Source organism: Stutzerimonas stutzeri (genome assembly GCF_038561965.1).
Taxonomy (GTDB): Bacteria; Pseudomonadota; Gammaproteobacteria; order Pseudomonadales; family Pseudomonadaceae; genus Stutzerimonas; species Stutzerimonas stutzeri_AA.
In genome coordinates, this window is sequence record NZ_CP139348.1 from 2,514,803 (window position 1) to 2,528,988 (window position 14,186).

General features: G+C 54.6%; 8 protein-coding genes. 2 read left to right on the plus strand and 6 right to left on the minus strand.

All coding sequences use genetic code 11. The annotated features are described in order from the left end of the window. Position 1: 1 nt before the first annotated feature. Both SM130_RS11360 and SM130_RS11365 read left to right on the plus strand, forming a co-directional pair. Complete coding sequence (locus SM130_RS11360; protein WP_102825924.1) at positions 2-2,044, plus strand: hypothetical protein; 2,043 nt, start codon at positions 2-4, stop codon at positions 2,042-2,044. Then, on the plus strand, positions 2,031-2,843 hold the full coding sequence (locus SM130_RS11365) for a phospholipase D-like domain-containing protein (RefSeq protein WP_102825923.1): 813 nt from the start codon (positions 2,031-2,033) through the stop codon (positions 2,841-2,843). Before SM130_RS11360 ends, SM130_RS11365 begins: the two co-directional genes overlap by 14 nt. Positions 2,844-2,986: 143 nt before the next feature. On the opposite strand, the gene SM130_RS11370 is transcribed toward SM130_RS11365, so the two are convergent. The 6 genes from SM130_RS11370 to SM130_RS11395 form a co-directional block, all read right to left on the minus strand. Beyond that, positions 2,987-4,096 (minus strand): Wadjet anti-phage system protein JetD domain-containing protein, encoded by a 1,110-nt coding sequence (locus tag SM130_RS11370; RefSeq protein WP_102825922.1) that lies wholly within the window; start codon positions 4,094-4,096, stop codon positions 2,987-2,989. After that, positions 4,089-9,041: a hypothetical protein gene (locus tag SM130_RS11375; RefSeq protein ID WP_102825921.1), complete on the minus strand. Its 4,953-nt coding sequence runs from the start codon at positions 9,039-9,041 to the stop codon at positions 4,089-4,091. Before SM130_RS11375 ends, SM130_RS11370 begins: the two co-directional genes overlap by 8 nt. Further along, positions 9,025-9,816 (minus strand): hypothetical protein, encoded by a 792-nt coding sequence (locus SM130_RS11380; RefSeq protein ID WP_102825920.1) that lies wholly within the window; start codon positions 9,814-9,816, stop codon positions 9,025-9,027. The genes SM130_RS11375 and SM130_RS11380 overlap by 17 nt, the downstream gene beginning before the upstream one ends. Further along, on the minus strand, positions 9,813-11,177 hold the full coding sequence (locus tag SM130_RS11385; RefSeq protein ID WP_102825919.1) for a hypothetical protein: 1,365 nt from the start codon (positions 11,175-11,177) through the stop codon (positions 9,813-9,815). Before SM130_RS11385 ends, SM130_RS11380 begins: the two co-directional genes overlap by 4 nt. Positions 11,178-11,186: 9 nt before the next feature. Then, entirely contained in the window at positions 11,187-12,047 is an 861-nt protein-coding gene (locus tag SM130_RS11390; RefSeq protein WP_102825918.1) for a helix-turn-helix transcriptional regulator, read from the minus strand. A 738-nt stretch (positions 12,048-12,785) separates the two neighbouring features. Continuing rightward, positions 12,786-14,153 carry a hypothetical protein gene (locus SM130_RS11395; protein WP_146029750.1) on the minus strand — a complete coding sequence of 456 codons (1,368 nt, stop codon included), beginning with the start codon at positions 14,151-14,153 and terminating at the stop codon, positions 12,786-12,788. Positions 14,154-14,186 lie beyond the last annotated feature (33 nt).

Consider the following 14,186-nt stretch of genomic DNA (forward strand, 5'->3'; position numbering starts at 1 on the left):
TATGGATAAGGAATATGTAAGTCGCAGCCGTCTTTTCCGGGAGTCCTTCCTGCCGGGTGCCTATACCCGTCTCCGCAATCAGGCCTATGGGCGTGTAGTCGGGGTACATAGCAGTGGCTCCGCACTCGAAGGCGTGGACAAGGAGCAACTCCGGGAAGCTGTACTGAATTTCGTAAATGATTGGGTCAGGGCTGGCGGGACGGTAGACCCGACATTTATGACTGCTGCCGAAAAGAAGCGTCTCGAAATCCAGTCGCCATCCGAAATTTTTGTGACGCCCTCACCCCTGATGCTGAGCTGTAAGAAGTGCAAGGTTATCGACTTTTATGATACCCGGATGTCGGAAGACCAGAACCTGCCGAAGATGGAGAAACGCATCAAGCAACGCAACGGGCGAACCTATATTTCATGTAAGCGGCCAGGATGTTCAGGGGAGATGATCCAAATCCCTTATCTAGCTGTACATCGCTGCGGTTACGGTAGTCCTATCTATGTCCATCACTCCGCCCGTCGTTCGATGAATATTGGATACCGTGATGCCGGCTCGTTCATTCACTCCTCCTTCTTTGATGTAGATACCAATGAAAAGCTCGCGGGCTCGCTGCAGGATAACTGCCCAGCCTGCCGCGACCAGTACCAGCAGGAGATCAACAAGCGCGGGACACCGCTGACCAGCGGGGAATCCTTCTATGCGCAAAGCACGCAATATATTGCCCTGAGCGAGGAGCGTGGCAAACTAATCGCCAAGCTGTTGGGGTGCCTGCATGACGCCCAAGGAGCCATTATCGGGCCGGTAGAAGATATTGCCGAAGGCTTGGCGTTGGCTCTGCTGCGGAAAATTCCAGGACGGGAGCTCGAGCAGAAGCTGGAATCGCTGCTGTCCAATAGTGCAGGCAATGCCGAAGAGCAGGCAGCATTGCTGGCCGCTCGGGCGAAAAAACAGGAAAGCATCGCCAAGTATGAGGATCAGGCCAAAAACGATGAATTCATTAGGGATTTACTAGACTCCGCCAAAAAAGAAGTAGCTGCGATTGATGCCAAACTGGCGGGCTCATCTGGCGGCTTCAAGGCCGTACGCGACCTCATTCCGGATGATGAAACTCTAAGTGAACTGATCCAGCATCGCCGAGCGATGGAGGCCGTCTTTCTGGAACATGACGTTAACGGGATCTCGGTCGAAAAGGCGATTGCGTTGGCGTCTGACCCAATCCAGAAGGAATCCATGCATCAGCAATGGGAGATGGTGCAGGAGCGTTATGGGGTGGAATCCATCTCGCACATACCGGATTTGCGTGTGGTCCTAGCGACGCTGGGATACACGCGAGAAAAGAGTAGTCCGTCGAATACAGAGAACGTGCCCCCTGTAATGCTCAATGCCTTTACTGATCGCGTGGATGAGGGCATGAGAGGCAAAACGCCTGTGTATGCGATGTCGGCAAAAACGGAAGCGCTATGGATCCGTCTGGACCCGCGCAAGGTGTTGCGCTGGTGCGTGGAGTCAGCCGGCTGGGAGGCACCTGATGCTGATGTACTAGAGAGTCGGGCAAAGAGTCATGCCTATCTCCTGCGTCATAGTCGCGTATTGGCGATGCATCCAGGCATGGTGGCGAGAGAAACCTTGTTAGAACCGATGAGGAATAGAGCTTCATTTCATCTACTTCACTCAATCAGTCACTCGTTGATGCTTACAGCTCGCCGTCATACAGGGTATGACTCGAAGAGTATCCAAGAGTACCTGTTGCCCATGGATCTATCGGTAATTCTGTATGTGTCATCCGTCCAGAACTATACGGCAGGTGGGCTGCTGACCTTGTTTCAGCACTACCTGCAGTCGTGGTTTAATGATGCATCCATGTTCGCCTTCAATTGTGCCTTCGATCCGGTGTGCACAGATAATGGCAGTTCCTGCAGTGGCTGTGTACAAACAGAGATAGGCTGCGAGACCTTTAACCAAGGGTTGTCACGTGCATACCTCCATGGCGGTGCAGTAAATCGGGAAGCCACATTGGTCATTCAGAAAGGGTTCTGGGATGGATCGCGCTGATACATATCAGCTGCTGGTTAATGCCATCTCGACGGAAATGCGCATGATGGAAAAGCCAGAAGCCATGCAGTTGGCCTCTGACATTACGGCAGTAATCAACAATAAACTGGCCAGGAAAAACGGTACGACTGATTGCGACTCGATGGTAGAACGTTTGATACCAGCGTCAGTTCGTAATCTCGCCACGCTCACCGCTGGATGGGATGCTTACCGGAGAACGCATGAGCAGTTTGGGGCAGCGTTACAGAGGGGAGATCAAGCCCGAGTAATCTGCACCCTCCCTTCCTCTCTCCGTAATCTGCCTGGGACTAGGAAGCTCGGGATCGATACGGGTATATGGGCAGGAACCCTTATGGCGGCGATCTATGAGTTGATTAATCAGGCAGAAAGAGAAGTCATCATTGTTGCGCCGTATTGGTCACCATCCGGTGTGGCCTCATTATTGCGACACATATCTCGAAAAAGCATGGAAGGGGTAAATGTCATTGTTATGACGCAACCCAGAAGCGAGCTTAGGCATGATGAGCTGGAAGGGGTATTGATGCTTCGAGACGCCCTCCTTTTTAAAAAGGCAGAGGTACGAATTTTGTCTCCAAAAGAGGAGGAGTATCGAGCCCCCCTGCTCCATGCCAAAACGGTCGTAATGGATGGGTGTGAGGCGTATATCGGGAGTGCTAATTACTCTTCGTCCGGAATTGAACAAAGCTTCGAGTTGGGAATCAGACTAAAGGGTTCTTCAGTCATAGATTTAAGAGAGTGGGCAGGTGTTCTTATTAACAACTTTGAGGAGTGGGCATAGTCCCTCCGAAAGTGTCTGCCTGTCGACTAATTAATCTCGGCCTTCAATTTAGGAGAGACCGCTGCCGAGACTGAGTAGGAATGGTAATCCGAGGCTGGTTTTCTCCTTTTCAACATCACTCAACTTTTGTCGCGCTTTGAGGATCAGCCATAGCAGCTGAGCGGCTTACCGGCCAACCGTACGATGTCATCTGCGCTGACGAACTCCTGATCAACAGCAAAGTGTTCGCAAAGGCAAAGCAATTCCTGAACGTCGCTCCGAGCTGTCTGAACGATCATCCGCCCCTGTCCATCCTTGCATACGGCTGAGACGTAAGGATGTCTGGAAGCGTCGTGCCGGATCGCTTCGATCATCGGTTCATAGAGGGCCGACAAAGTCATGTCCGGTACCTTGGAAGCAAGACGGCAGAATATCTGCATGCCAGCCACATCCAAGTCACCCCAAAACTGGATTCGCTGATGCCGCAAGATGTCGCGCAAGGTCGGCACTTCTCCGCCAGCGGAGCGGCTGAGGACACGCGCCTGCCCCGCCTCGACTGCCCCTGCAAGCTGATTGCCGTAGTCATTCGTCGAGGCACTCAGACCGAACCCGAAAGTGCAGACGAAAAGACAATCACGAGCCGCCACCGAGTCCACGGCTGCCTCGAAAGACACTGGGTTCTCTACAAGCACGACTGCAGTGGGTGCCTCCACATTTCCGCCTACCACCACATAGACCGGGCGAGGCAAGAATCGGGCGATCTCGATACCGAAACTGTATAGAGCCTTCCAATCGAGGCTGGATAGCAGCTTCGACGACCCCATTAGGTACATCGCACTGACGCTGAACACTTGCTCGCCAAAGTGCTGCGCTTGGTTTTCTCGCAGACGAATAAGCCCGTCCAGCAGCATCGCCATGTTTTTTGAGGAGAACCCCTCCATTGCGCTGCCGACTGCCTGTAGTGCGAGTTTGTCTCGTTCTGGGAGGGTTGAGTCAGCCAAGACGGCACGCCATGCCTCAACATGCGAAGGCACTTCCTGGTCAGGCCGCACTACGGTTAGGAAGCCACTGATCGGCTCTCCGTGTTGTCCGGCGGCGTAATCGATAAGTTGCTCGCCCCGAAGCTGGATGAGCGCCTTGCGCAACGCCACCGGATCGTTCAATACATCGGTTCGCAATTTGTCGAGAATGCCGCTGCACCGCAGCTTGCCGGTAGCGCTTCCCTTCGACTTCTTGCAAAGCCACGCGTAGACGCGCTCATGAAGCTCAGGCACGGGGGTAATCCTCACCAGCACTGCCTTCCCGGAATGCACTCGTGTAGGTGATCATCCCGTTGTCGTCTTGCCACGGCTCGACGGTGACGAACCGACGCCGCACACCTCCTTTGACGCCCACCTTCTTCTTACCGACCAGATGAATGGGGAAGATGTTCTGGTTGTTGACGTAGTGCGGATTGTGGATCAGGCCGATCAACTGGAAATTCTCATCGACATCCTTGAGTCCCTGGAAGGCGTGATCGATGTAGTCCTCGTTGCTGAGGTTCGAGAACAGGCCGTCGAAGAACATGATGCGCTGAGCGCTCTTGAGCGCCGCCTTCTGTTGCTTACGACTACCGTACATAAGCGCCGCTCGCGTTAGAGAATACTCGGCCTGTTTGATGAGCCACATCATCATCAATGCCGTGCGCTGGCCGGTAGAAAGCCCGCCACCCTCGCCGCTGAGAGGCGATTTCATGCCATCCCAAATGGCAGCATGCGTAAAATGGACGCGTTCCTTGGAGAAGATGTTCGCGTATATCTGCTTGTGAATCTCTGCTTTGTACGACTTGTTGCGGCGCTCGATATCCTTGTTGAGCGCAACCGGGTTACGGTCACGGGCAGCTTGCTCCCGATCCTGAATTTCGATGATAAGGGATTCTATGATGCGACGGATCGTCTCCTCGTCCGCAACCTCTGCTTCGACAAAAAAACGAGCGTTCGGCGTGCGCGCCATCACGTCGCTAAGGATCCTGAGATTCATTTCCGCCTGCCGTGCGAACCGGACAAGGCTGTCGACAGTCGCCGCCTTATTGGTTTCCATCGTCTCTCGCATTTTCGTCAACTTATCGACATATTCATCAATGGTCGCTCGAATCTTTTCACGGATATGGTGAATCGCACCCAACTGTGCGAGCGTCGTCGCTTCGGCGATTCTCTCAATCTCGGGGAGTTGCAATCCCTTGATGTGGCCAGTACGGGCTTGTTCGCAGAAGCGTTCGCGTTCATCGACGAAGGCGTTTTGCGCCGCCGCCCGTGCTTGGCGGCGCTGGTTGAGTAGCCGAGTGTCGATTTCCAGTGCCTTGATCGCTTCCCGCAGGTTGGCGATGGCAGCCTTTGTCTCCACCGAAGTCGACGGCAGCTTCCCAATGCACCCATTCCGCAACACCTCGGCGTCGGCGAGGATGTCTGGATGCGCCTTCGCCTCCATGGCGATACGTGCACGAACGTCATCCGAGAACGTTACGATCTTTCCGTACTGCTCGCGGATTTCTACGATGGCGTCGTGGAGGTCGTAGAGGAATGGCTCCAAGGCAGACAGGCGGCCGTTGAGATCGTTTATGGACCGTTCCGCAGTGTTACGCTGCTCCGTGAAGGTGTCCCGCTTCCCTTTGGCTTCTGCGATCCGGTCAGCCAGTGCTAAGCCTTCGGCCTTCGATGCCTCGATGTAGCGATGGGCACGCTCGAAGTCGATGTCCTGAAGCCGGGCAATAGAAGTACTCACGGCGCCTTGCAAGGTCTTGAGTTGTTCCTCGGCTTCGCTCATGAAATGTGCGGATCCGTCTTCCTCAAACGCTATCGACGTTTCGAGATCGCGCTTGTCGAGGTGGAACGTCTGATCAAGGCTATTTAGGGCCGCCGCTGCAGAGCGTTGATTTTCCGCCAGCTTGCCCTCGATCTCGCTCCGCAATACTTCCAGTTGCTTGAAGAGGTCAGTGGTCATGGACTCAAGCTGTTCAACATCTGCTTTTGCTCGTGCCAGGGCGCCCTCTCCGCCAGACCGGAAGAAGTCCTTGGCGGCGATTAGTGCACGCGAGGCGTCCTCCTCGACCAGCCGCTGTAGCCGCCGAATATCGCGTTTGAGACGGGCCACCTCCCCCTCTTCGTGGGGGATAGTTTGATCAACCAATTTTTGCCACCGCGTCTCGCCACCGAGCGCTTGGTACTCCTTCGCAGCCGCAATAGTGTCCATGGCGTCTACCTTCCGCTGCTGTTGCGGCAACTGCTTGGAAAGCTCACCAAGGTTCTGCTTTGCCTCTGCATATTTCGTATCCGAGGCCTTCCGAACGGCATCGCGCGCCCTGAGTATCATCGCTACCGCTTCGGATGCCGGATCGATACTGGCAAGCCGCGCAGTAGCCTCCGCATCACGCGACTCAAGGCTCTTCTCCTCCGACACGAGCCGCTCCTTTTCCTCGACTATAAGGGCCGGATTCAGGAGGATCTTGACCTGCCGTGTCGAGCGACCAGCAAGGAAGGTGTGAGTGACTTCTCCCGTCACCTCGTAGCTGCCGGCTTCGACGAATTGACGCAGCGGCCCGGCCAGAAAGACCGGAACAGTTAGTTTCGCCTTCTCCAGAACCTCGGTGGCTTTGTCCGCATCTTCTGCGGACTGCACGACCGGTGCGGAGAGCGCGGCGGAGAATAGTGATAGGACTGCCTCCCGGCGACTTTCAGGCGCCGCCATCGCCAAGGTGTGCAGTCGCGTGAAGGAAACTCCCGCGTTCGCCAGCGCGTCCAGTGCAGCCGAGTAGACTCGCCCATCAGCGACCGCATAGGCATCAAGCTCTTTCCGTTCCGCACCAATCTCTTCGAGGCGTCTCTTGATCGCGACGCGCTCTCCAAGCAGTTCGCCACGCAGACGTTCAATGGCTTCGAGGCGCTGTTCAGGAGTCTCCTCGCCGTGGGCCTCGCGGAACTGCAACAACGCCTTAACGTAAGGCAGGTGCTCGGACAGAATTGTCTCTTCCGTCGCGATCTTGCCCTTCAGGTTGATCAAGTCTTGGATCGGATTGAGTGTATTCGGGGCTGCTTCGCCGAAGACCTCATGGAAAACCTTCACCTTGGGCTGCAGGTTATCCAGCTTGTCACGCGTCTCGACAGCTGCGCGCAGTCGCTCGGTCACACTTTGAAGCTGTCCGTTCGTTGTTTCGAGGTTGCCCTGAGGGTTCTGCTGAAGGGGATCGACATCGCCGAACAGTTCGCGAAAAACAGGAAGCGCTGACGCCAGCTCGCTTAAGCGCTGATGCGCGGCGACTGCGGTATTGAGTTGGTCTGCCGCTGCTTTGTGCCGAGGACGAAGTTCATCTCGCCGCCGGCAAGCTTGATCCATTGCATCCTTTGCCGCCTCGCCAGCCGCAACCGCTTCGGTATGCCGGTCGACAATCATCGACAGCGCCTCCGACAACGGGCAATCCTGGTACTTGGTAGTTACCGCTTGCCAAATCTCGTGTTTGCCTGTCAGTGACGCCACGCGGTCATTGTGGTCGGAGAGCGCCTGACGGTCCCAAGTAAGCTGCTTGGATCCCCATTCCTTGGCCGCCCTCGGTTGGTTCTTGTGCTCAGCCGGGAATAGGTCTGCCCGCGCGGCGAACGTCTCATACGCCACTTGGTTCTCTTCAGCCTCACGGGACTCTGCAATGAGGTTCTCGTACTCGGCTGACCATTGTTTGACGCCCGCATCAGCAGTCTTGTGGGAGCTGGACGCCTTTTCAAGTTGGGCAGAGAGCTCGCGCTGAGTTCTGCGGTACGGGTTCGTATCGATGATGTCGATCGCGATCCCGAAGGCGCGAGTCAGGAGATCAGCAAGGTTGCCGGGGTCACCTGCCGGCAGCAAAGCTTTGGCACCCGTAAGCGTATAGCCATTGACGGCGTACTTCCGATGCTGCCCGCGCCTGGATTCTTTAAGGTCGCCTTTATTTTCAACAAGATAGGCCCCTTCATCTCCATACTGGGCATCTGGCGCCGCAACAACCATGCCCTTAAAGTCGTTCGTGAAGTCAACGACTTGTGCTCCGCAAACTACCGGGCTCACGCGGACAGCCATCGCTCGTTCGTTAACCCGCTTGGTTTCGATTCCCAAGAGTTTTGCTACTCCGTGGTCAGCGATCAACACGCCGGCTGTCTTGTCGATCACAAGGCTGGCAATCACCGCGCTGAGCTTGCTGTCCTTTCTCCATGGCGCGTCACGAGGGATTGTCGGCATACCTGGTATGGGATCACGTACTGAGAGCACATGCACCACCGCTGCGTCCCGGATCACCTCAGACAATTCATCCTCGTAAGACGCGTTGGCTTCGAGAACATCCCGTGCTTTGGCTTCGACCGGCTCGAACTTGTCGAGCGCTGCTTCCGCGTCGTTCAGCTCATGCTGACGCAGGTTGATGTGGACCAGGGCGTCAGCGGTCGGCTTCAAGGTCTTGTAGAGCGTGTCTTCGAAGTGCTCCTCGTCTTCATCGCCCTCAGTGCCCATCGATTGGCGGAGAAGCTCTGGGGCGACAAACTGACGAAAGAACGCGGCGTCGTAGGATTCACCGCTTTCAGGTTCCACCTTGTTGATCATCGCGGAGTAGTCGCCAGCCCCCTCCAACTGAAACTCCACGTTCTTCTTGACGACTTCGATGTTGGTGAACTGACGTATCTCTTCCAGCCAGTCCTTCTGGTTCCGCCATTTGTCCCATCGCGCCCCCTGTATGCGCTCGACGGAACGCCTGAAGGTCTCGTTGTCGATGAGTCGAAGTTTGTCAGGCTCCTGAACGAAACAAGGAGCGTCAGAAAGCAGCCCTAGATAATGATAGAAATATGGATCCTTGCCACGGCTCCAGGCGAGACCGATCACGTAGGTCACCCCCGGAATCTCACTAGGATCGACAGTGATCAAGTCGCGCTGAAGAATATCTTCGTCGTGCGGTTTCTCGACGAACTCCATGCGGATATGGGTCCAACCGTGCTCCGCCGGTGCAATGCGATCCGCGACTTTGGCCTTGAGCCGAGCATCCCGGCTCAGAAGGAATAGCGAGGACTCAGTAAGACTGGTCTTTCCGCCGCCGTTGTCGATTTGTAAGGCAGACGACCGACCAAAGAGACGGAAGGTCTCACCTCGATAGAGCGGCACCCATTCACGCCCTTCGGTGTAGCCGTCGCTTAGAAAGTTGGCTACCTGAATGCTAGTGATTGTTGCCATGAGCGACCTCCTCGACTTCCTCGATCAGCACAGTGGACGCCGCGTCAAACGGCAACAACGCCGGCAGCAACGGGACAAGCTGCCGGTCATAGTTCATCTTCATCTCGAATGCGAAGAGGAGCGACTGGCGGTAGACATCCTCTTCAAGGCGCTCCAGCAAGCTGGCGTCCTGCATGATCTCGATAAAGGCCGAACACAGTTGCGTGATCGTGCCCTCCTTCGTGGACGTAAGGGCGTCATAGATGGCCGTCGTCTTCAAGGACGCCGGATCCATCTTGAGAACCGAGTCGTTGATGTAGTTCTTCACCGCATCGGTGAAAACGAGGCGATTGAAGGCCGTGTCAACCCAATCCTGCATCGCTCCGGGACTACGGTTCTTCTTCGTGTAGAGGAGGTCGAGAAGGATGAACCAGAGTTGCGTGAACCAGATCTTGATCTCGGTGTCCGAGACCTTGTAGCGCCCGAGTTGTTTCATACGCGAAACCAATCGCTCGGTGCCGAAGAAAGGTGGATTCGTATCCGGCTTGCGCGCAAGCACGAAGGTCATTGCGCCGGCAGGTATACCAGCCACGTCGAACTCACGGAATGACTGGAGCACAAGGCCCTGTCCGTCGAGAATCTCTTCAAGCAGGGCTCGCATCTGAGGATCGGCATCCCGCAAGATCGTGGCGACCTCGCGCTCCTCGCGTGAGATGTTCCGTCGTGCCGCCTTCGTCTCAGCAATGCGGTGCTTGAGCAGGAAGGCTTGGACGCGGCCAAGTTCCGAGTTATTCACGCATTGCTCCTTATTGCCAATTCAAGGTCACAGAACAGGAAGTCGCCGCCATTGACCTGCTTGGTCACCAAAGTCGGCGACACCCGGATTTCGAGCGGCTCTTTGATAGGAAGGGTATCCGGCGCCACGAACACGCCGACCAGATCGCCCACCGAGGGCTTCCCATCCAGAAGGAACCAGCCGCGATCAATGGCCTCTGAGAGGCGCAGCGGTGATTTCTTCAAGAATGTGGCGATCTCTTCTCCGTGTCGTGCGATGAACAGAACCTTGCCCAACTGGGACACCGACTCCACCGTCTCATCGGAGAACTCCATGGCTTTTGTCTCGGGCTGCCCCTGACGAATAGGAACCGCGTGCCAACCATCGAGAACCGAGTGAAATGGGGCCTCAAGCGTCGTCGCGCCCCATTGACGCATGAAGTGCGCTTCTTGCACTTCACTGAAGGGAGCCCGCACAAGTTCGCGCGCCACATCCAGGAATGATGGCGGCGGCACTGCAATACGCTTGTTCTGGGCGGCGGCCTGTACCAATTCGGATACGCGCCGGTTGAAAATTATCAGGACTTGCCGTACCCGAAGGAGGTGGGCTCGCACGCTCTCGAAGGTGATGTCCGCGTCACTACGTTCCAGCCATTCGGAGAAGTCGTCGGCTGTCGATTTCTTGTCTACCTCTTCTTCCGCCTTACGGACGATATCGATCGTCTCGTTGATGACTCGGCAGTATTGGTCGAACCGGCCGACGTATTTTTCGGCTGTCTCCGTCTTCCCGACCTTTTCTAGCGCTGAGAGGATGTCGAGGATCTCGTTGCGAAGCTGGCTGACGATCTCATCAGCAAACGTACCGACTTTCTGGAAGTCGCGGAATTCGACAGCGTGAAGAAGGTTATAAGCATCACCTCGAATGTAGGTGGCGTCCCGAGCAGCATTCACTAAGACCGGAAGCATCCGTCCAGTCGGGGATAGGCGGTACTCGTCCGCGTAATCGGTCTTGTCGACGATGGCGGTCTTCCGTTTCTCAGAGTGACGCGCCGCTTCAAGTGCCCCTGCCGCCCGCTCCAAGTAATAAAGCTCAGTCGGGCGACGTAGAACATTGAGAACGTAGGCCACATCACTGGTGGCGACGCCAGGTATTGACAGACTGAGGTGACGAAAAATCGCTGCGAACGGCATGTACTCTTGGTGGGCGGTTTCATCTTGAACTTTGAGGCATTGGATGACTAGCGCCGCAATATCAAGATAGACACCATCGGTTTTCCCTGGGCGCGACTCCCGCGTAAATGCTGGGGACTCGCCATATCCACGATCGGAGTCGTGGAGGTCGAGTAAACGCACTGTTGCAGAGAGTAAGGGGATGTAGTCCACGTCAGCTTCTCATATGGGAAACAGCCACGGTTTGACTTCCGTTACGTTCGAGACCGTCAATTGGTAGTCGGGCGGACGCTGCTTCGTTACATCAACGGCTGCTCGTATGTCTTGAATGAAGTACCCGACCAGCGCGCCGCGGCATGTGACAATGCGAGCCGACGTGTTAGCGAAATATTCAAATCGGATGACCTCTTCTTGCTCGCGACTGAGGTCGGGGTGCGCGATCAAGCAAACTGGAACGTGCGCGTTCCACGCAGCGTCATCTTCCTCGGAACGTTCTCCTCGCAACCCCGTAGGCATCACATCCACCACCCGGCCAAGGGAGTAGTCCCGAAAATCATCGCGCGTCGAGCAATAGGCACGTACATGCCAACGTCGCCCGGCACGAACCAGGTGATGGGGAGTAATGGTGCGCTGATGCGGCACCGGCTCCTTCATTGAGCGATAGGTAATCTGAACGGCCGCATGGTTTCGGATTGCATGCGATAAGGCGGCGAAAATACTTGGTTCTGGCGTCGTCAGATCAGGGAACGCAGCGCAAACTGGACCGTCGACGACCGCCTCGCCCGCTACATAAGGTAGCCCCACGAGGCTAAGGTACTTCGCCAACGACTCAGCACGATCACGAGCTTTACCGCCCGACGTTGCGTGCGCGTAGGCTGCGCTCGTTACATGGTAGCTGCGTGACTTGGTGTTCCACTCCATCCATAGGGGATGCGCATCGCGGAATTCCTGGATTAGTTGGCTTGCTCGAATATCTCCAAGTCCGAGCAGGCCTGCTATCCGGCTCCGGTTTAGGAAACCCTCCCACAGCAGCAGCAATTCAAGAATCGATTGTCGCTGTTGTGCTGAATCCACTCTGCCCATGCTGCCCTCCGATGTTCGTATAAAAATCTATACCATACAATCTATTGATCGCATAATAGATTTTACGCTCATGTACTGCGCCGCCTTGGCAAGCCAATGCCCTGCTTCACAAGCAGCCCTCCTCCCCCTCACCCGTAGCCCGTTCGCTGTCGATAAAGAGGGGCTGAACGCATTGAGCCACGACGAGGCGTTCGCCCTGTTCCGCGAGCTGCGTTTGGGATCAGAGCGAAGAAGGGGATTGCCTATGCTGCGGTGCCGGCGCCAAGCGCTATTTCATTACGACTCGGCAGCAATGGCGCTGCCGCGACTGCCACACACCTTCGCGATCAAGTCGAGGGACGATCTTCGCCTTCCATAAGCAGTCGTTACGCCTTTTAGTTGGCCGGTAGGCATTACTAAACAGCCTTGACACCTCTGTTCCGCACGCTTGTGCCCGAACATCGGCCATGGCGTAAGCGGTGCAATATGCCCAGAGCGCAGGAATTGACCGCATTAGTGTTTTCCGTATATTGTTACAGCCAAGAATAACCCCCACGCCTCCGGCGGGCTCATACCCGTACTGCGCACCAGGGGGTTAGTTTTTTCTGCCTTCTGCCTTCTGCCTTCTGCCTTCTGCAAAATGCTCTAGCACCACCATCCCCCTAGGCAGCCCGGGTAGGCTGCTGTGTCCATCCCGCTCTCTGAGTCCTGAGAGGATCGCGACGCAGATGGGCTCAGTTGTAATGAACACCCTCCCCCTCATCCCAGTAAAACGCTTCGGAAATGAGAGCGATCCGAGGTAGCTTCGTTAGTCCAATATCGCATGATGATTTCATCGGAAGGCTCATACGCCCAGTAATAAACGACCCATGTAGATGCAGGGCTCACCGCCTTATCAAGATTAAGTTGCCCAAGGCAACGCTGAAATGATTTGAGCGACAAATAGCTGGGATCGCGAACAATAACAGTAAATTCTGCGGCAGATGCACTCTTACTGGAAGTGATAAGTACGCAATGCCCACTTAAATCAACAAACGTGGGATCGCGTCGTGGGCTTAAAGAAATCATGAATTTACCTTTCTGGGTTAAAGCCAGTTGCAACTCATGCTCTATTGACGCCCATATTCCATAAAATTGAGACAGCCACAATAAAGCAATCTGTTTGAGGGTGGCTGGCATTTCACTTCCAAGCATAACCGTTAGTGGTTGAATGCCATCAAATTTATTCCCCGGAGCATATCCCAGTGCGCACATCCAGCCAAGCATGGCAGAAGACACCGCGCATGCGCATTTTATATCAAGACAGTGTAATTCTTTACCATCCATATGCATTAGTGTTTTGAAGCATCTCTTGTGTGACTTAATATGCTCTCGATAGATGTATCTCCGTATGCTTTTAAGTACAGGCAATGGCTTAATGCCGTCAAATGACTTGCTGGACTGAAGAATATGAAGATTTTTTTTACATCCTAGAGGCGCTGTGCCAACCCAAGGAGCATGGCCTATCTTGGCAGAGCAAATTTCAACGCAGTGGCTAAATCCAAGTTCATTCTGGCTTTTTCCGTCATAAAGGCTGCTTATAAATGCGCCTGCTACCTCATCGCAACAGGAGGCGCGTTTTAGCCAGCTCAAAATTTTGGAGCTATACTCACAGACAACGTTGTAAAAATTTAAATCATTGCAGCCAATTTCGTAACCAAGGTTAGAGTCAAAGTAAAAATGTCCACACGACAGCTTTAGACTGAAAGAAACCCCATCAATCTCCTTGTGCTTTTTAGGTGTGAGACCTGCCAGCGACATTGCTTCACTACATGCGCGACAAAAAACCAATTTCCTTTGATGCCAAGGACAGTGGGTAATAAATTTCAAATAGAAAAAGACACTATGGTAGCCTTTCAACAAGCACTCTGAGCAGTGCCTGACTGAGACTACCTGCTTAGCGTTAATCGGAACGATACTATCAATGAAGCTGCTTTTTAGCTCCGGCACAGGTATACCGGTGGACATGGAAAATTTATCCATATCAATCCAGTCGCTTAACCAGTATTGAGTGCGGCCAGAGTCATTACATGATCCATTGCCGATATAAGAAAACAGCGAACTCTTATCAATAATATTGACGGCCATTAGCTTCAAAAAAAACGAAAATGACGATTCAAA

What these genes read in the sequence shown, in the direction of transcription:
- SM130_RS11360 (WP_102825924.1), top strand. Translation starts at nt 2, where the DNA reads ATGGATAAGGAATATGTAAGTCGCAGCCGTCTTTTCCGGGAGTCCTTC.
- SM130_RS11365 (WP_102825923.1), top strand. Translation starts at nt 2,031, where the DNA reads ATGGATCGCGCTGATACATATCAGCTGCTGGTTAATGCCATCTCGACG.
- SM130_RS11375 (WP_102825921.1), bottom strand. Translation starts at nt 9,041, where the DNA reads ATGGCAACAATCACTAGCATTCAGGTAGCCAACTTTCTAAGCGACGGC.
- SM130_RS11390 (WP_102825918.1), bottom strand. Translation starts at nt 12,047, where the DNA reads ATGGGCAGAGTGGATTCAGCACAACAGCGACAATCGATTCTTGAATTG.
- SM130_RS11395 (WP_146029750.1), bottom strand. Translation starts at nt 14,153, where the DNA reads ATGGCCGTCAATATTATTGATAAGAGTTCGCTGTTTTCTTATATCGGC.